This window comes from Actinoplanes sp. L3-i22, assembly GCF_019704555.1.
Lineage (GTDB): Bacteria > Actinomycetota > Actinomycetes > Mycobacteriales > Micromonosporaceae > Actinoplanes.
Genome location: NZ_AP024745.1, coordinates 8,523,368 through 8,547,705 on the forward strand (window position 1 = coordinate 8,523,368; position 24,338 = coordinate 8,547,705).

The 24,338-nt window shown below is 71.2% G+C and carries 20 protein-coding genes and 3 tRNA genes; 9 read left to right on the forward strand and 14 right to left on the reverse strand.

From position 1 onward, the window contains the following. Positions 1-112: 112 nt before the first annotated feature. Both L3i22_RS38285 and L3i22_RS38290 read right to left on the reverse strand, forming a co-directional pair. A complete protein-coding gene (locus L3i22_RS38285; RefSeq protein WP_221322343.1) occupies positions 113-1,234 on the reverse strand; it encodes a tyrosine-protein phosphatase in 1,122 nt (373 codons plus the stop codon). A 556-nt stretch (positions 1,235-1,790) separates the two neighbouring features. Further along, complete coding sequence (locus tag L3i22_RS38290; protein WP_221322344.1) at positions 1,791-2,588, reverse strand: TIGR02452 family protein; 798 nt, start codon at positions 2,586-2,588, stop codon at positions 1,791-1,793. A gap of 189 nt (positions 2,589-2,777) precedes the next feature. Between L3i22_RS38290 and L3i22_RS38295 the strand changes: the two genes are divergently transcribed. Continuing rightward, positions 2,778-3,542 (forward strand): hypothetical protein, encoded by a 765-nt coding sequence (locus tag L3i22_RS38295; protein ID WP_221322345.1) that lies wholly within the window; start codon positions 2,778-2,780, stop codon positions 3,540-3,542. 605 nt (positions 3,543-4,147) lie between these two features. Here the strand turns inward: L3i22_RS38295 and L3i22_RS38300 are convergent. The 6 genes from L3i22_RS38300 to L3i22_RS38325 form a co-directional block, all read right to left on the reverse strand. After that, positions 4,148-5,491 carry a ferric reductase-like transmembrane domain-containing protein gene (locus tag L3i22_RS38300; protein WP_221322346.1) on the reverse strand — a complete coding sequence of 448 codons (1,344 nt, stop codon included), beginning with the start codon at positions 5,489-5,491 and terminating at the stop codon, positions 4,148-4,150. A gap of 70 nt (positions 5,492-5,561) precedes the next feature. Then, positions 5,562-5,632 (reverse strand) — tRNA-Cys (locus tag L3i22_RS38305). Positions 5,633-5,658: 26 nt separating this feature from the next. Continuing rightward, a tRNA-Tyr gene (locus tag L3i22_RS38310) sits at positions 5,659-5,739 on the reverse strand. A gap of 5 nt (positions 5,740-5,744) precedes the next feature. Further along, positions 5,745-5,818 (reverse strand) — tRNA-Leu (locus tag L3i22_RS38315). 228 nt (positions 5,819-6,046) lie between these two features. After that, the gene (locus L3i22_RS38320) at positions 6,047-6,904 is read right to left on the reverse strand and encodes a hypothetical protein (protein ID WP_221322347.1); all 858 of its coding nucleotides are present in this window, start codon (positions 6,902-6,904) and stop codon (positions 6,047-6,049) included. A gap of 11 nt (positions 6,905-6,915) precedes the next feature. Beyond that, entirely contained in the window at positions 6,916-7,413 is a 498-nt protein-coding gene (locus L3i22_RS38325; protein WP_221322348.1) for a SigE family RNA polymerase sigma factor, read from the reverse strand. Between the two features lie 556 nt (positions 7,414-7,969). On the opposite strand from L3i22_RS38325, the gene L3i22_RS38330 reads away from it, so the two are divergent. Both L3i22_RS38330 and L3i22_RS38335 read left to right on the forward strand, forming a co-directional pair. Continuing rightward, entirely contained in the window at positions 7,970-8,281 is a 312-nt protein-coding gene (locus tag L3i22_RS38330; protein ID WP_221322349.1) for a hypothetical protein, read from the forward strand. Beyond that, on the forward strand, positions 8,278-8,859 hold the full coding sequence (locus tag L3i22_RS38335; protein WP_221322350.1) for a hypothetical protein: 582 nt from the start codon (positions 8,278-8,280) through the stop codon (positions 8,857-8,859). Before L3i22_RS38330 ends, L3i22_RS38335 begins: the two co-directional genes overlap by 4 nt. Positions 8,860-8,897: 38 nt before the next feature. Here L3i22_RS38335 and galT read toward each other — a convergent pair whose 3' ends face one another. Further along, complete coding sequence (gene galT / locus L3i22_RS54720) at positions 8,898-12,227, reverse strand: galactose-1-phosphate uridylyltransferase (protein WP_221322351.1); 3,330 nt, start codon at positions 12,225-12,227, stop codon at positions 8,898-8,900. Positions 12,228-12,496: 269 nt separating this feature from the next. On the opposite strand from galT, the gene L3i22_RS38345 reads away from it, so the two are divergent. The 6 genes from L3i22_RS38345 to L3i22_RS38370 all read left to right on the forward strand — a co-directional run bounded on the left by L3i22_RS38345 (position 12,497) and on the right by L3i22_RS38370 (position 19,077). After that, positions 12,497-13,813: an ABC transporter substrate-binding protein gene (locus L3i22_RS38345; protein WP_221322352.1), complete on the forward strand. Its 1,317-nt coding sequence runs from the start codon at positions 12,497-12,499 to the stop codon at positions 13,811-13,813. 63 nt (positions 13,814-13,876) lie between these two features. Then, the gene (locus tag L3i22_RS38350) at positions 13,877-14,845 is read left to right on the forward strand and encodes a carbohydrate ABC transporter permease (RefSeq protein WP_221322353.1); all 969 of its coding nucleotides are present in this window, start codon (positions 13,877-13,879) and stop codon (positions 14,843-14,845) included. Between the two features lie 3 nt (positions 14,846-14,848). Continuing rightward, the gene (locus L3i22_RS38355) at positions 14,849-15,709 is read left to right on the forward strand and encodes a carbohydrate ABC transporter permease (protein WP_221322354.1); all 861 of its coding nucleotides are present in this window, start codon (positions 14,849-14,851) and stop codon (positions 15,707-15,709) included. A gap of 17 nt (positions 15,710-15,726) precedes the next feature. Next, positions 15,727-16,746 carry a LacI family DNA-binding transcriptional regulator gene (locus L3i22_RS38360; RefSeq protein ID WP_255657495.1) on the forward strand — a complete coding sequence of 340 codons (1,020 nt, stop codon included), beginning with the start codon at positions 15,727-15,729 and terminating at the stop codon, positions 16,744-16,746. A gap of 99 nt (positions 16,747-16,845) precedes the next feature. After that, complete coding sequence (locus L3i22_RS38365; RefSeq protein ID WP_221322356.1) at positions 16,846-17,922, forward strand: glycosyl hydrolase 53 family protein; 1,077 nt, start codon at positions 16,846-16,848, stop codon at positions 17,920-17,922. Between the two features lie 57 nt (positions 17,923-17,979). Continuing rightward, positions 17,980-19,077 carry a glycosyl hydrolase 53 family protein gene (locus tag L3i22_RS38370; protein ID WP_221322357.1) on the forward strand — a complete coding sequence of 366 codons (1,098 nt, stop codon included), beginning with the start codon at positions 17,980-17,982 and terminating at the stop codon, positions 19,075-19,077. 227 nt (positions 19,078-19,304) lie between these two features. Here the strand turns inward: L3i22_RS38370 and L3i22_RS38375 are convergent, their stop codons facing one another. From L3i22_RS38375 to L3i22_RS38395, 5 genes are all read right to left on the reverse strand, one after another. Continuing rightward, the gene (locus tag L3i22_RS38375; RefSeq protein ID WP_221322358.1) at positions 19,305-19,772 is read right to left on the reverse strand and encodes a nitroreductase family deazaflavin-dependent oxidoreductase; all 468 of its coding nucleotides are present in this window, start codon (positions 19,770-19,772) and stop codon (positions 19,305-19,307) included. Between the two features lie 145 nt (positions 19,773-19,917). Continuing rightward, entirely contained in the window at positions 19,918-22,116 is a 2,199-nt protein-coding gene (locus L3i22_RS38380) for an MMPL family transporter (protein ID WP_255657496.1), read from the reverse strand. 16 nt (positions 22,117-22,132) lie between these two features. Then, the gene (locus tag L3i22_RS38385; RefSeq protein ID WP_221322359.1) at positions 22,133-22,726 is read right to left on the reverse strand and encodes a TetR/AcrR family transcriptional regulator; all 594 of its coding nucleotides are present in this window, start codon (positions 22,724-22,726) and stop codon (positions 22,133-22,135) included. 74 nt (positions 22,727-22,800) lie between these two features. Beyond that, positions 22,801-23,517 (reverse strand): hypothetical protein, encoded by a 717-nt coding sequence (locus tag L3i22_RS38390; protein ID WP_221322360.1) that lies wholly within the window; start codon positions 23,515-23,517, stop codon positions 22,801-22,803. Beyond that, positions 23,514-24,251: an AAA domain-containing protein gene (locus L3i22_RS38395; protein WP_221322361.1), complete on the reverse strand. Its 738-nt coding sequence runs from the start codon at positions 24,249-24,251 to the stop codon at positions 23,514-23,516. The genes L3i22_RS38390 and L3i22_RS38395 overlap by 4 nt, the downstream gene beginning before the upstream one ends. Positions 24,252-24,338: the final 87 nt, after the last annotated feature.

Genomic DNA, 24,338 nt, shown 5'->3' on the forward strand with positions numbered 1-24,338 from the left:
CTCGTGCGGTCTCGCTCGTGCGTCCGCGCTCGTGCGTCCGCGCTCGTGCGGTCTCGCTCTTGCGTCCGCGCTCGTGCGGTCTCGCCTTGCAGGTCCGGCCTCTTGTCGGGCCTCAGCCGACCAGCAGCTGGGCGCGCAGCTCGCGCAGGTCCTTGGCGTTCAGCCCGAGCCCCGTGCGGAGGTAGCCGTCGAAGCTGCCGTACTCGGCGGTGACCTCGTCGAAGCCGGACTGCAGGTACTCCTCGCGAACGTCCAGGACCGCCTTGTATCCGGGCCGGATCACGGCCGGAATCTGGGCCAGCGTGGCCTCGTTCGAGGCCGCGTTGTAGGTGTTGCTGAGCAGGTAGTCCCGCAGCACCGTCGCACGCGGCACCCCCAGCGCGGTCAGGATCGCGGCACTGGCCCAGCCGGTCCGGTCCTTGCCCGCCGTGCAGTGGTAGAGCACGTTCGCGGCCCGACGGTCGGCCACGGTCGTGAACAGCGTGCGGTAGGACGCGCGCCCGGAGTCCGACGAGACGAACGCCTTCTCCCCGGCCACCATCATCGCGACACCACCGGCGTCGGTGGTGAGATCGATGGTGCCCAGGCCGCCGCTGGCGTCACTGGTACCGATCACGTTCGCGTTGATGTAGGTCACCCCCGCCGGCACCTTGTCCTGACCAGCAGCGATCTCCGACGGCGTACGGAAATCGATGTCGGTCCGGATGCCGAGACGCTTGAGCTTGGCCACGTCCGCGTCGGTCAGCGCGGCCAGCGAGTTGGACCGGTAGATGACGCCCATCTTGACCCACTGCCCGTCCGCGGTCCGGTACCCACCGGCGTCCCGGAAGTTCGGCGCCGACGCCAGATGCAGCGAACGGTCAGCCAGCGTCAGCGACTCCCCGCGGTCCGGCACCAGCTCGAACCACCAGCGGTCGGCCTCCCCCAGGCTCTTGACCGTGACGGTGGCCTTCGCCCCACCCCGAGCAACCGGCTTACGGCGCTCGATACGGTCCCGGCTCACACCGGCGTAGACCGTCACGTTCCGAGCCCCCTGCGCCGCCCACGCAATGGTGAAGGTGCCGTCGGCGTTCTGAGTCACCGTCGCCGCGGTGAACGGAATCTGATGCTGACCCTGGTTCTCGTGGGCAGCGTGGTGGCCACTCTTGTCATAGGCGAGCGCGGGAGATGCGGTGAGGCCGGCACCGAGAGCAACAGCGCAGGCCAGGCAGGTGGCAGCTTTGATCAACTTCACCCCTGCATTGCATGCGCCCGAACCGTCGCTGGAACAACGCCCACACCATGACTAAGTAAACAGATATTTACTAGCTGGGTGCCCCCCTGCCCGCCGCACGCCTGCCCACCGCCGCACACCCACCGCGCCTGCCCACCAGCGGGCGTCAGCGCACCAGCCCACCAGCCCACCAGCCCACCAGCCCACCAGCCCACCAGCCCACCAGCCGAGCGTGAGCACACCCACCACTCGCCATCGCACCTGCTCGCCGACCAGCCACCAGCACACCTCCCCGCTCCCGGCCACTGCTCCCCTCTCCCGCTCGTCGGGTGCGGCTCGGCGCCCGCCGCCCCCGCTCGCCGCACGCCGGGCGTCGGGCACCGCAGGCCGCAGGCCGCAGGCCGCACGCCGCTCGCCGCACGCCGGGCGTCGGGCACCGCAGGCCGCACGCCGCTCGCCGCACGCCGGGCGTCGGGCACCGCAGGCCGCACGCCGCTCGCCGCACGTCAGGCGTCGGGCGTCGGGCGTCGGGCGTCGGGCGTCGGGCGTCGGGCGTCGGGCGTCGGGGCACCGTTTACTAGCTGGGCATGAGCGCCTCCTCGAAGGCCTTGCGGGTGGTGCCGGCACGGTCCAGCACGGCGAAGACCACCAGGTCGAACCACGGGCTGGCGGCCAGAGTCTCCGCGAAGACCTGGGCGACCTCGGCCGGGTCGTTGCCGAAGACGCCGCAGCCCCAGGCTCCGAGGACCAGCTCACGATGGCCGTGGGCGGCGGCGACCCGGAGCACCCGGGCGGCCCGGCCGGCCAGGGTCGCCCGGATCGCGGGGAGCGAATCCGGCTGGTTGCGGGCGATCGCGGAACGATTCGGCGCCGCCGAAACCAGGAACGAGGCGGGATATGGCGCGGACAGCATCCGGCCCTTGTCATCGCGGAACACCGGCACGGACGGTGCGTAGATGACCCGGTCGGTATAGAGCAGCGACGGATTGCCGCGGTGATGGTCGTAGAAGTCGCCGGCCGCCAGCAGACAGGGATAGAGGGCCGAGCCACGGGCAAGGCTCTCTTCCTGCGCCTGCGCGCCGGTGCGGAATCCCCCGCCCGGATTGCGGGCCGAGGCGAAGTTGAGGACCGCCGGGTCGCCGCCGAGCCGACGGGCGGCCCAGAGCGTCGACTCCGGCGTGACCTCGACCTTCGGGTGATGATTCGGCGTGGTGACGGGCTCGGGCAGGTCATCGTCCGGAAGGTAGAGCCGGGTGGCGGCGACCGACTTCGCGACCTGGCCCGCGATCTCGACGCGACCATCCGGCCCCTCGTAGTGACCCTGCTCAGCGATCTTGACCGTTTCCTGGGCGATCGCCCGTAACCTGGCACTCATGGCGGTGATCCTTCCGGCCGTCGTCGATGGGCGCGAATCGTTTTCGTGCGCCAATGTTCCTGCGCCCGGATCGCCTCGACCAGGCTCTTAAGTACTGTCTTTCGCCAGGCTCCTACGCCCAGGGGATGACGAACGAGATACGTCTCCGGTCCGACGACAGAGCGGCCGAGGCCGGGCAGGATCGTCGGCATGGTCCAGGTTCTCGACGTCGCCCGTCTCCGGCGGCTGCGCCCGGTGGAGCAGATCGCCCACCTGGTCGGCGTGCTGCTGATGGTCTCCGGCGTCGTGCATTTCGGGGTCTTCCTGATCGACGGCGGGCCGTGGGAGGGGCCGGTCTCCTGGCGCAAGCCGACGACGTTCGGGCTCTCCTTCGGGCTCACGCTGATCACCGTCGCCTGGGTGACGGGCTATCTGGTGATGAGCCCCCGGGCCCGAGCCTGGCTGTTGGGCGTCTTCACGGCGGACTGCGTGCTCGAGGTCGCCGGGATCACCGTCCAGGCGTGGCGGCGGGTGCCGTCCCACTTCAACACCGAGACACCGGTGTCCCGGGCGATCGCCATGGCTCTGGCGTTCGGTGGCGGGGTGCTGGTGGTGGTTCTGGTCTGCTTCGCCGTGGTGGCGCTGCGCGGCCGGATCCGCGGGCCGGCCGACCTACGGCTGGCGTTGCGGGCCGGCTGGGGCCTGCTGCTGCTGACCCTGGCCACCGGCGTGGCGATGGTCGCGAAGGGCTCGATCCTGTACCGGACGGAGAGCCCCCAGGTGGCCTATACGACGGCGGGCTCCCTGAAGCCGGTCCACGGCGTGGCCCTGCACGCGATCCTGGTCCTGCCCCTGATCGCCGTCGGCTTGCGGGCACTGGGCCGGCCGGAGCCCTGGCGCCTGCGAGCGGTCAAGCTGGCCGTCTGGCTGTACCTACTGGCCACCGCCATAGCCGCCGTCATCTCGCTGATCTGATCACGGCCGCCGCAGCCAGCACGTCGACGAAGGCCGCAGCGAATGGACCGCGCGGAAGCAACCAGAGCACGGATGGAGGCGACCAGAGCTCGGGGGCAGGCGATCAGAGCGCGCTCGACCGGCGGGTCGGGGCGGAGCATCACGGCGTCAAGACCAGGCGGACTGGCAGCGGCTGGGCGGAATCGCAGTAGCCGGACGGAACGCAGCGGCTGGGCGGAACGGCAGTAGCGGGGCGGAACGCACGGGCGGACGGAGGCGCGGTGGCCGGGCGGAACGCACGGGCGGACGGAAGCGCGGTGGCCGGGCGGAACGCACGGGCGGACGGAAGCGCGGTGGCCGAGCGGAACGCACGGGCGGACGGAAGCGCGGTGGCCGGGCGGAACGCACGGGCGGACGGAAGCGCGGTGGCCGGGCGGAACGCACGGGCGGACGGAAGCGCGGTGGCGGGCGGAATGCCGGCGGCCGGGCGGAACGGCAGCGGCCCCGGCGAAGCGGGTCGCGGGGCTACCGAGAGGTCCCGGGCGCTGCCTCCCCCATACGGAGGCAGCGCCCGGGACCCTCTATCAAGGAGCCGCTCGGGGGCATCGTCCGAGCGACCCCAGCTCTCATCCGGCGAGCCGGAAGCGTTCGGCGTGCACCTGGCGCGCCGGCACCCGCAGCCGGCGCAGGCTGTCGATCACGGCGGTGGTCATCGCCTCCGGGCCGCACACGTACACGTCCCGGGCGGTGATGTCGGGGACCAGCCCGAGCAGACGGTCCGGCGCGAACGGCTGGTGGTCCGGTCCGGAGCGTCCCGTGATCAGGTGCAGGCGGGCCCGGCGTACGTCCGCCAGGTTTTTCAATTCCCCCAGCAGGACCGCGTCATGCGCGTCGCGCACCCGGTAGAGGACGACCACGTGCCCGGTCAGCGCCGAGTCCTCGAGCAGCGCCCGGATCGGGGTGACGCCGATCCCGCCGGCGATCAGGACGGTCGCCCCGCGGACCCGGTGGGCCAGGGTGAACGCGCCGTACGGCCCCTCGGCGTAGACCCGCGCCCCGATCGCCAGGTCCCGCAGGCCGGCGCTGGTCGCCCCGATGCCCTTCGCGGTGAGCCGCAACGAGCGGCTGTTCGGCGCGGCGGACAGCGAGAACGGGTTGACCTGCCACCACCCGTTGTGACCGGGGAACCGCCAGAGGAAGAACTGCCCGGCGGCGGCCGGCAGCCGGTCCAGCGAGCGGCCGGTGACGTGGACCGAGACGGTGTCCCCGGATTCTTCGACGACCGCGGCGACCCGCAGCCGGTGCCGCGAGTTGCGGATCATCGGGACGATCAGCCGGCCGGTGATCAGGGCGCCGAGCGCGAACGCCCACAGCCCCCACCAGTAGACCTGCGTGAACAGGTTGACCTTGAACGCGGTGCCCTCGTAGACCTGGTGCAGCACCCCGAGCAGGACGACCACGTAGAGCAGCAGGTGGATGGTGTGCCAGGCCTCGTAGGACAGCCGGCGCCGGGCCGCCCGGATCGACAGCACGACGATCACCACGACCAGGGCGGCGGCGCTCATGCCGAGCAGGACCGGGGGCTGTTTGCCCAGGTTGACCACCTCGGCGAGGAACGAGATGCCGTCCAGCCGGGCGAAGCCGAGCAGCACGAACGCCGGGTGGGCCAGGACCAGCCAGAAGATCGCCATGCCGGTCCAGCGGTGCCAGTGGGTGAGGCGGTCCATGCCGTACGCCCGGTCGACCACCGGGAGGCGGGCCACCAGCAGCAGTTGCAGGGCCATCACGAGCGCCAGGTAGAGGCCGAGCAGCCGGCCGATCGTACCCAGGATGTTCTTGCCCGGGCCGGCGGCGACGAACATCAGCTGCACGGCGACCAGGTTGATCACGACGAAGGCGACGATCGCGACGCGTGCGAGGCGGATCGAGCGCCGGAAGGTGAGGACTCGAGGCTGGGTCACGGCAGTCATCCCGGATCTCCTCCCCTGGTGGGGCTGCTGTTGCCGGGGTGTACCTCCGGTCCGGACATCCGGTTCAACGAGATCGCAGCCGGATTCGAACCGGCGTGTACCGCTTTGCAGGCGGTCCCCTGGCCACTCGGGCATGCGATCGTGTGAAAGATCGGGTGACAAATACGTGCGGGCGACAGGATTCGAACCTGCTCAGCGAAGCACCCGGTTTACAGCCGGGCCCGACTCTCCAGCGTCGGCGCGCCCACTCCAGTGCCCTCGGCGCGACTCGAACGCGCACCACCGGCGTCCTCAACGCCGGGCCTCTGCCAGTTGGGCTACGAGGGCTTTGCACATCGCGAACAAAAAGAGGGGCTTGCAAATCAAGAACAAAAACAAAAAAGCCGCCTTTCCCGTACGGAGGGAAGGCGGCGCGTACGCACGAGCGGTCTCAGCCGCGCCACCGGTCCGGGGCGAGATAAAGGCGCGTACACAGCATGATCGTGATCTCCTGATCGTTTGATCGTTGGAAGCTGTGCTCGAACCTAATCGGCCCGCCCCGGACCGGCAACGCATTTACGCGACGATGTGGAACGCCTTGTTCTGGGTCAGCGCGGCCAGCTGCGCCGTGGTGTACGGCAACTCGGCGAGCGCCGGCTTGTCGAAGATAGACTTCCTGGCCTGCGCCACGAAGACCACGGTCCCGTCGGCGTAGCGGTACGCCGCGTACTGGTCGACCCCGGTGTCACCGGCCGGCGGCCGGGCCACGCCCACCTTCGCGCCGCCGACCTGGACCACCTCGCACGTCCCGGCCTTCTGCCCCCAGAACGACTGGGCCAGCGCGCACGGATCGGTGGGCAGGGTGTTCTCCGGCTCGTGGACCTCCACGTCGAGCTGGCCGGCCGCCCGGTCCTTGGTGACCACGACGCTCGCCAGGTAGGACCACTCCGGGTTCTCGATCGCCGCCTGGTGCGTCTGGTACTCGGTGCCCTGGTCGTCCTTGCCGGCCGGCGTCCCGTAGCCCTTGGGCACCACCTTCAGCAGGTCGGTGAGCAGCTGCTTGCCCTTCTGGTAGCGCGGGCCGGTGTCGGCGGTGGCGTCCCCGCTCGCCTCGGCCGGCCAGGACGGCTTGGTGTCCTCGGGCGCCGGTACGCCGTCGCTGGGCCCGGGCGTCGGCATCCCGCTGGGCAGCGCGCTCGCCGCCGGGCCGGCCACCTGGATGTCGCCGGAGCCGGACGGCCCCTGCGACAGGTAGCGGGCCGGGACGATGGTCACCGCGGCCAGCGCCGCGACCGCGCCGGCGCAGGCCAGGACGGTGCGCCGGCGGGCGGCCCGTTTTCCGGCGGTGACCGCCGCGGACGACTCCATCGGCGGTGGTTCCGGGCTCTGCGTCAGCACGCTGCGCAGGGCGTCGCGGAATTCGTTCTCCTCCATGGTGTTCCCCCTCATTCGGCTGTTACCGGCGCACCGATGACCGTGCGCAGGGTGGCCAGCCCGCGGGCGGCCTGGCTCTTGACCGTTCCGGCGGTGCAGCCGAGTGCGGCCGCGGTCTCCTCGACGCTGAGGTCCTGCCAGTAGCGCAGCACCAGCACGGCCCGCTGCCGGGGCGGCACCTCGGCGAGCGCGCGCAGCAGCATCAGGCGGTCCTCGACCGACCCGCCCGGCGCGGCCGGCCCCTCGATCGGGGTGTCGTGCGGGCGTTCCCGCCGCCACCAGCCCCACCGACCCTCGTCGATGAAGGTGCGGATCATCACCTGGCGGACGTACGGATCCAGGGACTCCTGCCGGTTCACCTTGCCCCAGCGCAGGTAGAGCTTGGTGAAGGTGGTCTGCACCAGGTCCTGCGCCCGGTGCCAGTCCCCGCAGAGCAGGTAGGCCGTGGCGCGCATGCTCCCTGACCGGGCCGCGAAATACTCCGCGAACGCCTCGTCACGGTCGCTCATGCCGCCGCCTCCGCTGCGCTCCGGCGTCGCCATGAGTTACGACTGAGCCTGGTGATTCGCTCGCAAGCTCGCTCATGCTCTCCCCCATCGTTCATCGGTCGGGGCAAACACGGGTTCACACGCCGCCAGGGTTGCACGGGCTCCGAGATCGGACCGTTTTGTGGCGAGTGACGCTACTTCAGGGCGTTCAGGTCGCCCAGCGCCTTCTCGGCGCCGCGGCGCCGCGGTGCAGCGGTGCAGCGGTGCAGCGGGACCGGGGCGGTCTGGCGCGCGGTGGCCAGGCTGATCTCCCTGGCCCCGGCGACTGACTGCCCTGGGCCAGCGGCCGAAAAACCTGCCACAGCGCGAGAACGCCGGCCCCGGCGGCCACCCCGAGCCCGACGCGTCCCGCAGCTCACGGGCCGGACGCTCCTCTTCGTCCTAGTGGACGGCCGGCAGATCCACCACCCCGAGAGATCGATCCCCGCCCATGAATGGGCACTACTGCGAGGGCCTCCCCGGACGGCTCCGGTTTTGCTGATGTCGACAGTGGAGGTGACGGCCTAGCATGGCGCGCATGACCGTTCCGTACCGCGAGGAGACACCACCCGGCTGGACCGATGCCGTGGCACAGAACTGGTCGATCGACACCACGGACCGGGGTTTCCGCCTGGCCGGCGACTGCCCGACGTGCACCCACCCGACCGAGACCTGGGTCGTGACGGTCGCCATGGTGCCCGGTGCGTTGCCGCCCCGGGTCACGCTGACCGAATCGGAGACGGTGCTGGTGGTGTGTGACTGCGCGGAGGAGCACGAGGGACGCCCGTCCGATCGCACCGGGTGCGGCCGCGCCGGTTACCTCGAGATGCTCTCGGAGCAGCAGCCGTGATCAGGCTGCGCCCGCTGCCCGGCCAGGTGACCGCCGTCGACCGGGAGTGGCAGGCCCGGGCCCGCCGGCTGACGCTGGACTCGCTGTACGACATCCGCGCGGTGGCCGGCCGCTGGGCCGCCACGATCGGGTCGCTGACCGGGCTGCTCAGCCTGGTCGCCCTGGTCGCCGGCCCGCGCACGGCCGACCAGCTCCCCCTGGGATGGCGGATCCTCGCCGGGATCTGCGTGCTCATCGCGATCTTCTGCGCCGGCTACGCCACGTGGTGCGCGGCCGAGGCGGCCCAGGGCAGCATCCGGTCGACGCTGAGCACGGCGGCGCGCGTCCGGGAAGGCTTCCAGGAGCAGGAACACGACGCGGCGAAGCTGCTGCGGCGGGCCAGGTTCCTGGTCGTCGCGGCGATGGGGGCGCTGGTGGTGGCGGTCGCGCTGAGCTGGTTCGTGCCGAAGGAGGGCACCGACTACCTGGTGATCAAGCACGGCACCGAGGTCTCTTGCGTCCCGCTCAAGGACGGCCTGGCGCTGTCCCTGGCCCTCGACGAGAAGTCGACGGTCACCGTGGCGAAGAAGTGCCCGTAGGCCGCCCGCGCTGAGGCGGACGGCCCACGGGCGGACGGTCAGGCGACCTCCCGGAGGCGGGCGGCGATCTTCTCCGGGGTGGTGTCGCTGATCCAGGAGGCCATCGCCGACTCGACGCCGGCCAGGTACTTCAGCTTGCCCGGGGCGCGCAGCACGCTGAAGACCTGCAGGTGCAGGCGGAACTCGTCGCGGCCCTCGTGGACCGGGGCCTGGTGCACGCCGGCGATGTAGGGCAGCGGCGACGAGTCCGGGAAGTAGCGGTCCAGGCGGCCGAGCACGTCCAGGTAGATCCGGGCCAGGTCGTCGCGTTCGATATCGGTCAGGGCGGGCAGGTCGGGGACGTCGCGGTGCGGGGCGAGATGCACCTCGACGGGCCAGCGGGCCGCGGCCGGGACGTAGGCGGTCCAGTGCCGGGTCGACGCGACGATCCGGGTGCCGGCCCGGCGTTCCGCGTCGAGGATGTCGCGGAACAGGTTGCGGCCGGTCCGCTCGCGGTGGGCCCGGGCCATCGACAGCATCCGGGCCGCTTTCGGGGGCACGAACGGGAACGCGTAGATCTGGCCGTGCGGGTGGGACAGCGTCACGCCGATCTCCCGGCCGCGGTTCTCGAACACGAAGACGTGCTCGACGCCGGGCTGTCGGCCCAGCTCGGCGGTGCGGTCGGCCCAGGCTTCGAGCACGGTCCGCGCGCGGTGCGCGGTCAAACTGCCGAACGACCCCTGCGGGGCCGAGGAGAAACAGACGACTTCGGTACGGCCGTTGGCGGGCCGAACCGGCCACAGCGGGTCCCCGTCGACGAACGCGTCCGAGCCCCCGTTGCGCGGGGAGAACGCCGGGAACCGGTTCTCGAAGACGACCACGTCGTAGTCGGCCTCGGCGATCTCGGTCGGAAAGCCGCCCGGCATGGTCGGCGCCAGCGGGTCCTGGTCGGCCGGCGGCAGGAACGTGCGGTCGTTGCGGTGCGACGCCATCGCGATCCACTCGCCGGTCAGCGGGTCGTAGCGGACCTGCGCCCCGCCCTTGAGCACCTCTTCGGCGCTGGGCAGCGGCCGGGTGTCCGCGGCCTGGCGGGTGGCGGCGCCGGAGACGTACGGCTCGGTGTCGTCGAAGTAGATGATCTCGCGGCCGTCGGCCATCCGCCGGGACGTCTTGCGCACCCGGTGTCTCGGGGCCGGCTCGGCCGTCATGCTGCGGCCGACCACCCGGATCGCGTCGATCGCGAGCAGCTGGGAGCCGGCGTCGACCAGCCGGTCCCGGGCGTCCTCGGGGACCGAGACCCGGGAGACCGTGGCGAGCGGCAGCAGGTGCAGGGTGACCGCGGCGCCGGTGCGGTACCCGGCGTCGATCAGGTTGACCTGCCAGCGGGAGCCGTCCCAGAACCGGTCGGTCACCGTGACGCCGTCGATCCGCAGCTCACCGGCGTCGCCGGCCCAGTCGATCCGGAGCAGGGCGTCGTGCTCCGGATCGGCGGCCCAGTCCGGCAGCCGCAGCCGCCACACCGCGGCGTGCTCGTCGAACGCGTCGCGGGACGGGGCGGAGGCGCGGCCGTCGTGCTTGCCGTACTCGGCGGGGACGGCGGTGGCGGCGCGCAGTTCGGTGACCGGGACGTCGACGGTGACCGGGGCGTGGACGGGGGCGACCACGACGTCGGCGAAGGCCCGGGCGGCCGGGTCATACGCCCGTACCGAAGCAATCGAAGCGGTCTTGACCAGCAGCTTGCCGGACGTGTCCCACTGCAGTTCGTCGTCGCTGAGCAGAACCCGGCGGACCGGTTCCTCGCGGACCCAGACCGAGTCGGCGGTCGCGGCGGGGAGCACGAGCACGTCGAGGACGCCGGTGCCGGTCTCGATCCGGATCGGTTCCAGGCCGGGTGCGAGGTCCTGCGGGTCCTGATCAGAAACGGCCAGCGAGACCGGGATGCCGGCCTCGGCCAGCAGCACCAGCGTCGGCACCGCGCCGGGCAGCAGGGTGAGCGCGGAGGCGGTGGCCCAGGCGATCCGCACGCCGCCGGCGGTCAGGTTGACCGGCCAGCGGGCCAGCGTGCCGGCCGGGATGTCCACCGGCCGGGACGGGAATTCCAGGGTCTGGTCATCGAGGTTCACCCGGAACCGGGCGCCGCGGTAGGTGTCCAGCGGGAAGTGCGGCTGGTGCCAGGCGACGAAGAGGAAACCGCTGGTCCCGTCGCTGCGCAGCGCCCAGCGCAACGTCTCGCTGTCCTCGACGCCGTTCGGGCGCACGTCGGGCAGGCTGGACGGCATCTCGGCGAGCCGGCCCCCGAAGGCGGCCAGGAACGCGTGCTGGCGGCGCAGCTCGGCGTGGCTGGCGGCGAGCGCGCCGGCCTCGCCGATCGGCGCGTGGAAGTCGTAGCCAAGGCGCGGCAGGTCGTTCGGGTAGCCGGTGGCGTGCGACTCCTGCAGCTCACCGGGCGGGTTGGTCCCGCCGGTGTACATGTAGTAGCCCTGCCAGGCCGACCCGTTGCCGATCTTGCAGTGCGCGATGGTGGCCACGTCGAGCGCGGAGGGCCGGGGGCGGCGGTGGTACGCGGTGGCCATCCCGCCGGCGAGCTCGCAGGTCGCGGCCGGGAAGTCCGCGGACGGGGTGCGCGGGCCGCCCTTGGCCGCCTCGATGTTCTGCGCGCGCCGCACGTCGGCGCCGATGCCCGGGTCGTCCCAGACGTGCGAGAAGAAGTAGTGGTCGCGGAAGTTCGGGGCCCAGGGCGCGTCCGAGTCGACCCAGAAGCCGTCGCCGTAGCCGCCGTAGAGCGGGAGCACCTCCTGGTCGGGAAGTTCCGCGCTGTCCCACGCGGTCGCCGTCCAGATCGGCGCGGACATGCCGGCCTCGCGGGCCATCCGCTTGAGCGTGCGCAGGTGCTCGGGCTGGGTGTACAGCTCGTTCTCGATCTGGATGCCGAGCACGTCGCCGAACCGCTCGCCGACGTTCCCGCCGACCGCGGCGAAGAACTCCTCGACCAGCCGCAGGTAGCCCGGGTCGTCGGTGCGGTGCCGGACCGGGGCCTGCTGGACCCAGTCGGGGAAGCCGCCGTTGCGGCTCTCGGCGTGCACCCAGGGCCCGATCCGGAGCACCACGTCCAGGCCGATCTCGACGGCCAGGTCGACGAACGCGGCGACGTCCAGGTTGTCGTCGAACCGGTACTCCCCCGGGGCGGGCGAGTGGTGCAGCCAGAAGACGTAGCTGGCCACGACGGTGACGCCGCCGGCCTTCATCTGCCGCAGGCGCTCGGCCCAGCGCTGCCGGGGGACGCGGCTGTAGTGCATCTCGCCGGAGACCGGGATGACCGGCGTGCCGTCCTTGATCAGGTAGCGGTTGGTCAGGGACAGGCCCGGGCGGGCGTCCTCGGTGTTGCTCATCCGTGGCCTGCGCAGCGGCGTCGTCCACGGCTGGTGGCGAACGGAGAGTGGCTCCGTTTGATTGGGCACGAGAACCCCTCTTTCCGTTAGGACTGTAACCGGTCACAGGCCGGCAGGCCCGAACGATACACAGGCGTAACGGGTCAGACGCAAGGGCTTGACACACGGCCGTAACAGCAGCACTGTAACCGGTCACAGGCACCGACTTGAGTCTGCGCCCGTTCCCCCGCTTCTTCTCCCCGGATCAAATGCGATCAAGGAGGATCGATATGACTAAAAAATTCGCCCCTGTGCTGGCGACCCTCACCGCCGCCACCTTGTTTCTCACCACCGCCTGCAGCAGCTCCGGCGACAAGCCCGACGCCGGCAGCACGACCAGCAACGAGAAGGTCGCGCTGACCTACTGGAGCTGGGCGCCGAACATGGACAAGGTCGTCGAGGGCTGGAACTCCACGCACCCGAACATCCAGGTCACGGTCAACAAGCAGGACGGCGGCGACCCGGCCGTCACCAAGCTGCTGACCGCGATCAAGGCCGGCAGCGGCGCGCCCGACGTGATGCAGGCCGAGTACCAGAAGATCCCCACCCTGGTCTCCGCCGACGCGCTCGCCGACATCGCCAAGGACGCCGGCTCGCTCAAGGACAAGTTCCCGTCCGCGGTCTGGAACAGCGTCACCCTGGGCGGCGACGCGGTCTACGGCGTCCCGCAGGACTCCGGCCCGCTGATGTTCTTCTACCGCTCGGACGTCTTCGAGAAGAACGGCCTGCAGGCGCCGAAGACCTGGGACGACTACGCCGCGGCCGCCGAGAAGATCCACAAGGCGAACGCCAAGCAGTACCTGGGCACCTTCTCGGCGTCCGACGCGGGCCTGTTCGTGGGCCTCGCGCAGCAGGCCGGCGCGTCCTGGTGGGGCGTGAACGGCGACTCCTGGACCGTCAACATCAACGACGCGGCGAGCCAGAAGGTGGCCTCGTACTGGGGTGGCCTGGTGGAGAAGGGGACCATCGACAACAAGCCGATGTACACCCCGGAGTGGAACGCCGCGCTCAACGACGGCTCGCAGGTCGGCTGGGTCTCCGCGGTCTGGGCGCCGGGCGTGCTCGAGGGCAGCGCCAAGAACACCAAGGGCAAGTGGAAGGCCGCGCCCATGCCGCAGTGGGACACCGCGGCGCCGGCCACCGGTAACTGGGGCGGCTCGGCGACCAGCGTGACCACCCAGAGCAAGCACCCGAAGGAGGCCACCGAGTTCATCGCGTGGCTGAACAGCGACCCGGCCGCGCTCAAGCTGCTGGCCGGCACGGCCAACGTCTACCCGGCCGCGAACGACGCGAGCAGCGTGCTGACCACGCCGCCGGCGTTCTTCTCGGACCAGGCCGACTTCTACAGCATCGCCGCCGAGGCCGGCAAGACGGCCAAGCCGTTCACCTACGGCCCGAACGTCAACGTCGCGTACAGCGCGTTCAACGACGCCTTCGGCAAGGCCGCCGAGTCGAAGAAGGCGGCCGCCTTCACCGAGTCGCTCGCGACCGTCCAGAAGGCCACCGTGGACGACATGAAGAACAACGGGTTCACCGTCGCCGGATGACCTGCGCCGGGCGGGGCGTTCTCGCGAACGTCCCGCCCGGGCCCTCACAGGAAGGTTTCGGCGATGTCGCTGACCACCACTCTCCCCCGTTCCACCACCGCGGCGGCCGTCACGAAGAAGCCGGTGCGGGCCCGGCGCGCGCACGTCCCGTACGCCTTCCTCGCCCCCGGCCTGCTGCTGTTCACGCTGTTCCTGGCCGCCCCGATCGTCTACGCCGGCTACCTGAGCCTGCGCAAGGTGAAGGTCAGCGGCCTCGGCCTGGGCGCGAAGTCCCGCACCGAGGTGTGGGCCGGGCTCGGCAACTACACCCGCTCGATGACCGACCCGGAGTGGCTGCCCAGCGTCTACCGGATCCTCGGGTACGGCCTGGTCGTGGTCCCGGCCATGCTCGGCCTGGCGCTGCTGATGGCGCTGCTGCTGGACGCGAACCGGACCCGCGCCGGGATCGGCGGCTTCGCCCGGATCTCGATCTTCCTGCCGTACGCGGTGCCGGCCGTGGTCGCCTCGCTGCTCTGGGGCTTCCTCTACCTGCCCCGGGTCAGCCCGTTCGTCTACGTCCTGGACAAGTTCGGGATCGGCTCGCCCGAGCTGCTCTCCTCGTCCTGGGTGCTCTACGCGGTCGCCAACGTGGCGGTCTGGGGCGGCACCGGCTTCAACATGATCGTCCTCTACACCGCGCTGAAGGCCGTGCCGACCAGCCTGTACGAGTCGGCCCGGATCGACGGCGCGTCCGAGCTGGCGATCGCCTGGCGCATCAAGATCCCGATCGTGATGCCGTCGCTGATCATGACGTTCGTCTTCTCGATGATCGCCACCCTGCAGGTGTTCGCCGAGCCGATGACGCTCAAGCCGCTGAGCAACACGATCTCGTTCACCTGGACCCCGCTGATGAAGGTCTACCGGGACGCGTTCGTCCGCAACGACATCTACTCCGCGGCCGCCACCTCGGTGGTCATCGCGGTCGCCACGTTCATCCTGTCCTTCGGCTTCCTGAAGCTCGTCGGGCGCCGGGCCTTCAACCAGGAGGACTGACACATGACCACGGTGTCCCCGCCACGGCCGATCAGGCGTAGGAACAGCAAGATTGCCACCACCCTGCTCCTGCTCGGGGCGGCGTACTGCCTGTTCCCGGTCATCTGGGTGCTGATCGCGTCGAGCAAGAGCTCCGGCGAGCTGTTCTCCACGTTCACCCTCGCCCCGAGCACCCACCTGTTCGACAACCTGGCCGACCTGAGCAACTACCGGGACGGCCTGTACTGGCGGTGGATGTTCAACACCGCCCTGTACGCCGGTGTCGGCGCGGCCGTCTCCACGTTCATCTCGGCGATGAGCGGCTACGCCCTGGCCAAGTTCGACTTCCCGGGCAAGGGTTTCGTGTTCAACGTGATCCTGGCCGGCGTGCTGGTGCCGGGCGTCATCCTGGCCATCCCGCAGTACCTGCTGCTGGCCAAGATCGGCCTGACCAACACCTACTGGGCGGTGCTGCTGCCCAGCTTCATCAGCCCGTACGGCATCTACCTGGCCCGGATCTTCGCGGCCGCGGCGGTGCCGTCGGAGATCCTGGAGGCGTCCCGGATCGACGGGGCCGGCGACTGGCGCACCTTCGCCCGGGTGGTCATCCCGATGATGCGCACCGGCCTGGTGACCGTGTTCCTGTTCCAGTTCGTGGCGATCTGGAACAACTTCATGCTGCCGTACATCATGCTCGGCAACGACAAGCTCTATCCGCTGACCGTGGGGCTGAACGGGCTGCTCAACCAGGGCGCCAGCCAGCCGTCGATGTACATCGCGGTGGTGACCGGCGCGCTGGTGTCGATCGTCCCGCTGATCGCCCTGTTCCTCACGCTCCAGCGGTACTGGCAGGTCGACCTGGCCGCCGGTGGAGTGAAGGCGTAAAGACTATGATCCCGAACGTGTCGTCGCGCAAACGCCCAACGATCCGCGACGTCGCTCGCGAGGCCGGGGTGTCGTATGCGACCGTCTCGCGGGTCCTGAACGGGCGCGACTGGGTCAGCCCGGAAGCCGTGCGCTCGGTCCGGGACGCGATCTCCCGGACCGGGTACACCACCAACCAGCACGCCCGGTCCCTGGCCACCGGGCGCTCCGGGTCGATCGCGTTCCTGCTGACCGAGCCGCAGCACCTGCTCTTCGAGGACCCGAACTTCTCGGTGCTGCTGCGCGGGGTGGCCCAGGCGCTCTCCGACCGGGAGCAGACCCTGATCCTGATGATCGCGTCCACCCCCGAGGAGCGCAGCCGGACGATCGCGTTCCTCAACGGTGGCCACGTCGACGGCGTGCTGCTGGTCTCCCCGCACTCCGGTGACCCGCTGCTCAAGCAGCTGGTCGCCGCGCAGGTCCCGATCGTGGCCTGCGGCCGGGTGCTGGGCCTGGAGGACCTGATGAGCTCGGTCTCGGCCGACGACCGGGCCGGGGCGCGATCCGCCACCGAGCACCTGATCGCGGCCGGCCGCCGGCGGATCGCCACCATCACCGGGCCGCTGGACACCTCCGGCGGCGTCGACCGGCTGTCCGGTTACACCGACGCGCTGATGGCCCACGGCCTGCCGATCGACCAGGACCTGATCGTGCACGGCAACTGGCGGCGGGAGAGCGGCGCGACCGGCATGCGGACGCTGCTCGACCGGGCGCCGGACGTGGACGCGGTGTTCGCCGCGTCGGACGCGATCGCCGCGGCCGCCCTGCCGGTGCTGCGCGACGCCGGGCGGTCGGTGCCCGGTGACGTCCGGGTCGTCGGCTTCGACGACTCCGGGCTGGCGGCGACGACCGAGCCGCCGCTGACCACGGTCCGTCAGCCGCTCGAACGCATCAGCGAGGAGATGGTCCGGCTCCTCGTGGACGTGATCAACGGCCGTACGCCGCTCTCCATCACCGTGCCGACCAGCCTGGTCCTGCGAAGCTCCTCCCCCGCCTGATCTTTCTCGGGCCCCCTGGGGGCCGATCTTGGTTGCCCCCTCATCCCGAGATCGGCCTCCGCATCCCCCGTGCGTCCTTTTTGTCCACAAAGGAGCATCATGAAGTTAGCTGCATTGATCGCCGCCGGCCTCCTCCTGGTGCCGGCCGCCCCCGCCGCCGCCCACCCCAAGGGCCTCGACATGCGCGGCGCCGACGTGTCCACGCTGCCCCGCGCACTCGACCTGGGCGCCCGGTTCTACGACGTCCGCGGCCACCGCGCCGACCCCTACGAGATCCTGAAGAAGGCCGGCGTCAACTACGTCCGGCTGCGCATCTGGAACAACCCGACCAGCGGCTACAATAACAAGGCCGAGGTCGTCGCCCAGGCCCGCGAGGCGCGTAGGCACGGCCTCAAGGTGCTGATCGACTTCCACTACTCCGACACCTGGGCCGACCCCGGCAAGCAGTTCATCCCCGCCTCGTGGGCCGGCCACGACCTGGCCCAGCTGCAGAAGGACGTCTACGACTACACCTACGACGTCTGCAAGGCCACCAGTCCGGACAGCGTGCAGATCGGCAACGAGATCAACACCGGCATGCTCTGGCCGGAGGGGCAGGTCGTGAACAGCGACTTCGGGCCGCTGGCCAGTCTGCTCAAATCCGGATACAACGCGGCGAAGGCGTGCAACCGGAAGACCCAGGTGCTGATCCACACCGCGGACGCCGGGAGCATCGGCGCGGCGCACTGGTTCTACGACGGGATCGCCGCGCAGGGCGTGAAGTGGGACGTCACCGCGCTCTCCTACTACTGCATGTGGCACGGCGACCTGACCAACCTGGGCAGCGTGCTGACCGACGTGCAGGCGCGGTACGGCAAGCCCGCGGTGATCGCCGAGACCGCGTACCCGTACACCACCGAGAACTACGACCACCTCGAGAACATCATCACGTCGGCCGCGCCGTGCGACGGGATCCCCGCCACCCAGCAGGGCCAGGCGACCGAGTTCACCCAGGTCCAGGACACCGTGCGCGCGGCCGGCGGGCTCGGGGTCTTCTACTGGGAGCCCACCTGGACCGCGGTCGACGGCAACGGCTGGGACACCGAGGACATCGAGAACTCGGGCAACGCCTGGGAGAACATGGCGACCTTCGACGACCACGGGCGGATCAACCCGTACGTCCGCTGGGGTCGTTGATCTTGATCTCCGGTGCAACCCGGCACCGGTAACCGTTCCTATCCCCGAAGGAGCGAAATGCGGAAATCCCTCATGGCCGTCATCGGAGCCGTCCTCCTGATGCTGGCCTTCACCCCCAACCCGGCACACGCCGCGTCCCTGACCATGCTCGGCGCCGACGTCTCGACGCTGCAGCGGACGCTGGACCTCGGCGGCAAGTACTACACCGCCGCCGGAGCGCAGGCCGACCCCTACGACATCCTCAAGGGCGCCGGCGCGAACTACATGCGGCTGCGGGTCTGGAACAACCCGGCCAGCGGCTACAACAACAAGGCCAAGGTGCTCCAGCAGGCGAAATCGGTCAAGGCCAAGGGCCTGAAGCTCCTGATCGACTTCCACTACTCGGACACCTGGGCGGACCCCGGCAAGCAGTACCCGCCGGCGGCCTGGAGCTCGCACTCGCTCGCGACGCTGCAGACCGACGTCTACAACTACACCTACGACGTGTGCACGGCGCTCAAGGCGCAGGGCACCACGCCGGACAGCGTGCAGATCGGCAACGAGATCAACGTCGGCATGCTGTGGCCCAAGGGCCAGGTGGTCAACTCCGATTTCAGCGCGCTGGCCAGCCTGCTCAAGCAGGGTTACAACGCGACCAAGGCCTGCAACAGCAGCACCCAGGTCATGATCCACACGGCCGACGCGGACAGTGACGCGAACGCGCGCTGGTTCTACGACGGCATCAAGGCGCAGGGTGTCAGCTGGGACATCACCGCGCTCTCCTACTACTGCATGTGGCACGGCACGCTCGCGAACCTGTACAACGTGATCGCGGACGTGAAGTCCCGCTATGCGAAACCGGTCGTCATCGTCGAGACGGCGTACATGTACACCACCGCCAACGCGGACAGCCAGTCGAACTCGATCCCGGGCACGACCACGTGCGACGGCCAGGCCGCCACGAAGGCCGGCCAGGGCACCGAGTTCACCTGGATCCAGAACACCGCCCGGAACGCCGGCGCGATCGGCGTCTTCTACTGGGAGCCGACCTGGTATGCCATCACCGGCAACGGCTGGGACCCGGCGAACATCAACGGGACCGGCGACGGCTGGGACAACATGGCGACCTTCGACGCCACCGGCAAGTTCAACTCGTATGTGACCTGGACCGCCTGACCCATCCCCGGTAACACCCGGCCCGGCGTTTCCCCGACGCCGGGCCGGTTTCCGTCCCCGCCTCCGCCGAAAGATCAACTTCAAGATCTTTTTTGCCTACGCTGCGGCCAATAACTGATCGTCGCTCCCGCGGGGACCCTTCCGGGCCTCGCAAGGGCGCGGGGCGCCCAGAACGCGAGACCCTCCAGGGCGACGTCCGCGGGTGGTTGCGGTTCAAAAAAGACCCCCTATGCGAGCGGGCGCAGCTCGAAGGCCGGGTGGCGGTCCGCCTCGGCGACGAAGTCCTCGACCGGGGCGTCCTTGTCCGCGGCGAAGTAGGGCCGGGTCGCGGTGGCGAGGACCAGGTAACGCTTGAGGACCGGGCCGGCCTCGGCGGGCGACAGCTCCCGGATCGTGTAGTCGGTGCGGGAGCCGCGGCGGGACAGGGTGACCCGGCCGGCGGCGCGGGCGTTGTGCACCCAGGAGACCGTGCCGTAGGGCGAGACCAGCCATCGGGGCCGCCCGTCCTCGGCGACCACCGTCGCCGGGTGGGTCAGCGGCCGCCCGGACTTCCGGCCGACCGTGGTCAACAGGTAGGTGCCGGGCACCAGGCCGGCGCGGACGAACACGCCGAGGATCGAGTCGCCGATGCTGCGCCCGCGGCTGCGGTGGAACTCCCGGGCCGGACGTGCGCCCTCCGGTGTCGTACCCGTCATGACTGCCCCTCCTCGCGTCGCCGGTGGTCGGTCCAGCGTGGAACGCGAGGCGGGGCCGGGTCAACGGGCGCGCTGACCCGCCGTACCGTCGCAGGCAGTGAAGCGTGCGGGCGGCGCTGCCGCAGCGGCGCCGCCCGCGGTGCGGTCAGACGGACGTCGCCTGGGGTTGCTCCTCCGCCACCGGCGAGGAGTCCGCCGAACCGGCGGTCCCGCGCTCGAGCGCCGCGCCCTCGACGTCCAGCGCCGGGAGCCAGCGCAGCCAGCTGGGCAGCCACCACGCGGACCGGCCGAGCAGGGCGAGCGCCGCCGGGACGGCGATCATCCGGATCACGAACGCGTCGAACGCGATGCCGACGGCCAGGGCGAACGCGATCGGCTTGACCGTGTCGTTGCCCTGCGGGACGAACGCGGCGAACACCGCGAACATGATCGCCGCGGCGGCCAGCACGACCGGGGCGGCCTGCCGGAAACCGGTGACGATCGCGTCGCGCGGGGACGCGCCGTGGGAGTGCGCCTCGTGCATCCGCGACACCAGGAACACCTGGTAGTCCATCGCCAGGCCGAACAGGATGCCGACGATGATGACCGGCGCCAGGCTGATGATCGGGCCGGTCGAGCCGGCGTTGACCAGGCCGGAGAGCCAGCCCCACTGGAAGACCGCGACCGTGGCGCCGAACGACGCGCCGATCGTGAGCAGGAAGCCGAGCACCCCGACGACCGGCACCAGCAGCGAGCGGAACACCAGCACCAGCAGCACGAACGCCAGGCCGACGACGAGCGCCAGGTAGACCGGGAGCGCCGCGTTGAGCTTCTGCGACACGTCGATGCTGATCGCGGTCTGGCCGGTCACGTAGACCTTGGCGCCGTCCCCGTCGTTGATCGAGTCCCGGATGCTGTGCACCAGGTCGACGGTCTTCTGGTCCTCGGCGCCGGAGCCCGGGATCACGGTGATCAGCGCGGCCGAGTTCGCCCGGTCGGGCCGCGGCGGGGTGGCCAGGGCGACGTCCGGGAGCGCGGTGACCTGCTTCTGCACGGTCGCCGCGTAGGCCACCGCGTTCGGCCCGTCGACCAGGATCAGCAGCGGGCCGCTGACGCCGGGGCCGAACCGCTCGTCGATGATCGCGTCGGCCTTGGCCTGGGTGCTGCCCTCGGGCGAGCGCTGGGCCAGGGTGGTCTCCATCTTGAAGAACGGCAGCGCGATCACGGCGAGCGCGAGCACCGCGAGGATCAGGCTGGTCACCCGCTTCTGGGTGACGGTGGTGGCCCAGCCGCGGATGAAGCCGCGCCCCTCGGTGACGTGGTCGGCGGTCGGCGGGGCGTTGCGCAGCTTGCGGGGCAACGCCCGCTTGCCGATGAACCCGAGGATCGCCGGGACCAGGGTGATCGCGACGAGCACGGCGACCACGATGGTGGCCGACGCGGCCAGGCCCATCTCGGTGAGGAACGGGATGCCGACCACGGACAGGCCGGCCAGCGCGATGAAGACGGTCAGGCCGGCGGTCACCACCGCGGAGCCGGCGGTGCCGACCGCGTAGCCCGCGGCGGACTCGACGTCCCGGCCGGCGCGCAGCTCGTGCCGGAAGCGGGTGACGATGAACAGCGCGTAGTCGATGCCGACCGCCAGGCCGAGCATCACCGCCAGGATCGGGGTGGTCGACTGCAGTTGGACGAAGCCGGACAGCGTGGTGATGCCGGCGACGCCGATGCCGACGCCGATGATCGCGGTCAGCAGGTTCATCCCGGCGGCGACCAGGGAGCCGTAGCTGAGCGCGAGCACGATCAGGGCGACCGCGACACCGATCAGCTCGGAGGCGCCGCCGATGTCGGCCGCGTTGCTGAGCGCCTCACCGCGCGCCTCGACGGTCAGCCCGCCGCTGTGCGCCTGGGCCAGGGCGTCGCTGATCGCGGTGCGTTCCTCGTCGGTGACCTCGGAGGGCTGCACGCCGTAGGTGACCGTGGTCAGCGCCGTGCTCAGGTCCCGCGACACCGACGGGTTCGCCTGGTCGAAGGGGTTGCTCACGGCGACGACGCCGGGCAGCTTGCCGAACGCCGCCACGGACTGCCCGACCTGACCGGCGAGCGCCTGGTCGGTGATCTTCTGCCCGGCCGGCGCCTCGAACACCACCTGCACGGTCGCACCGGCGGACGCGTCCCCGAACCGGTCCTTCATCAGGTCGAGGGCGATCGTCGACTCCTGGCCCGGGATCCGGAACGTGTTGACGGTCTCGCCGGAGAGCTTGACCGCGCCGAAGGCCACGGCCAGCAGGGCGAGCAACCAGACGACGGTGACGATGATGCGATGCCGGACGGCCCCGAGGCCGAGGCGGTGCAACAACGTTGCCATGGGACATTTCCCTTGTTCAGTGGGTGGGGTGATGCCCGAGCGCGTCGTAGGCGACGTCGACGAGCGTGGCGAGCGCGTCGGGGGTGAAGCAGTCCCGCAGGGCCACCGCGGCCACCGCGAGCGCTCCCAGCGCGCCGACGACCCGGCAGGACCGGACCGGATCGGCGAGCGACCCCGCGGTGCCGAAGGCGGCGCCGGTGAACGGGTGGTCGCCGAACGCGGCGGCCACCTCCTCACCGATCGTCTCCAGCGCCGCGCCGAACTCGCTCTCCCGCTCGGCGAGCAGGCAGGACAGCAGCAGGGCGACGGCGCCGGGCTGCTCCATCGCCAGCTGGGCCACCCCGACGATCACCTGCCGGTCGCGCTCCGGGCCGGGCGGCAGTGGCGCGGCGTGCGCCGCCACCTCCCGGATCTGCCCCACGCAGCGCTCGATGACCGCCTCCTGCAGCGCTTCCTTGGTGGGGAAGCGGTGCAGCAGGCCCGTCTTCGAATAGCCCACCGCGTCGGCGATGCGCTGGACCGACGTCTCACGGAAGCCGTGCCGGGCGAACAGGCTGGCGGCGGCGTCCAGGATCTCGTCGTCGATCTGCTGCTTGGTGGGACGGGGCATGGGACCACCGTAGACCTTTCTGGACCAGTCTGGTCCGTCGGGGACCGTGGTGGTCCCCACACTGACAACGGGTTTCAGAGCTGAATTTTCGCAAGAACCTCGCCGAGGTACGGGTCGGGCCCGTCCACGGCCCGCCCGAACGCCAGCCGCTGCTCGTCGCATTCGACCAGGTAGACCGGCAGCCACACGCCCCGCATCGCATCGACCTCGGCGGTCACCGGGAGCAGCGGCCCGGCGAAGTCGGCCACGTCGGCCCGGCCGAGCAGCTCCCCGACCGCCGCCGACGACAGCGCGCCGGCCCCCGGCAGCGGCGCGAACCGGGTCCCGTCCCCCAGGGTCAGCTCCGGCGCGGCGAGCCAGATCGACCCGGTCCCGTGCCCCCACGGCACCGGCGCCCCGCCGAGCCCGTCGAACCACAGGGTCATCCGGCGCCCGGGCAGGTCCCGGTAGCGCCGCCCGTCCGCGACCGACCGCCGGCCCAGCGCGGTCAGCGTCCCGTCCGGGCCGACGTGCCCGATCGCGGCGAGCCCGGCCAGCACCCGCCGGGCCAGGGCGACCGGGAGGCCGAAGAACGCGGCCAGCTCGGCCGGGCCGCGCCGCCGGGTCTCGGCGAGCGCGCGGGACAGGTAGCGGTCGAGCACGTCGTACGGCTGCGCGTCGCGCACCGTGGCGACCACCTCGACCTGCCACACCGGCAGCAGCAGCGGGCGGATCCGCCGCACCCGCACATCGGGCAGCGCGGCGACCCGCGTGGCGATCATCCGCAGCGGGACATGTGGCGCGGGGCTCACAACCAGTCCAGCACGCTTCGGCTCGGCAACGCCTCGAGCCCGTGCGCCGGGCCGGATCCGATCAGCACCGCGCGCCGCGCCCGGACCAGCGGCACGATCGCCACCGGCGGCGGCAACCGGTCCGCGCCGTCGATCAGGACCAGGTCGTACTCCAGATCGGCGAACTCCGGCCGCCCGCACCCGAGCCAGGTCGCCGCGCTCACGTCGGCGTGCCGGAGCAGCTCCCGGCGCAGCCGCCCGGACGGCCGGGACAGTCGCTCGCGCCAGTCCCGGAGCAGCGGATCGGCCGTCGCCGGGACGCGTTCCCGCAGCTCACCGGCGAGCCCGTCGAGGGTGCGCCAGCCCGGACCCGGCTCCTCCAGCCGGATCACGGTCAGCTCCCCGGACAGCCGCGCGACCACCTCGTCGGCCGCCGCCCGGGACGGCCCGGCGATCAGCACCCGCGCGCCGCGGGCCACGGCCGCCGACGCGAGCCCGGCGACGGCCCGGCTCCGCCCGGCGCCTTCCGGTTTCCGCAGCGAGACAATTGACGGTACGGCGGTGGCGCCGCCCAGCAGCGCGACGAGTCCCGGGTTCGCACACATCCCGGACCGCAACCGCAGCAGTGCCTCCCGCTGCTCCCGCTCGCCGGCGCCGATCCGGATCGCCCGCTCCAGCGCGGCGCACAGCCGCCCGGCATCCGCGGTCGCCGCCTCCCGGGCACGACGATCGAGATCGACAGGCATCGACGCCATCCGCTCACCCTAGGGCAGCCGGATCGGCGGAGCCAGTGCGACTCACCGAACGGGGCGCCGCGTGACCGGAAAGTCCCGGTGCCGCCG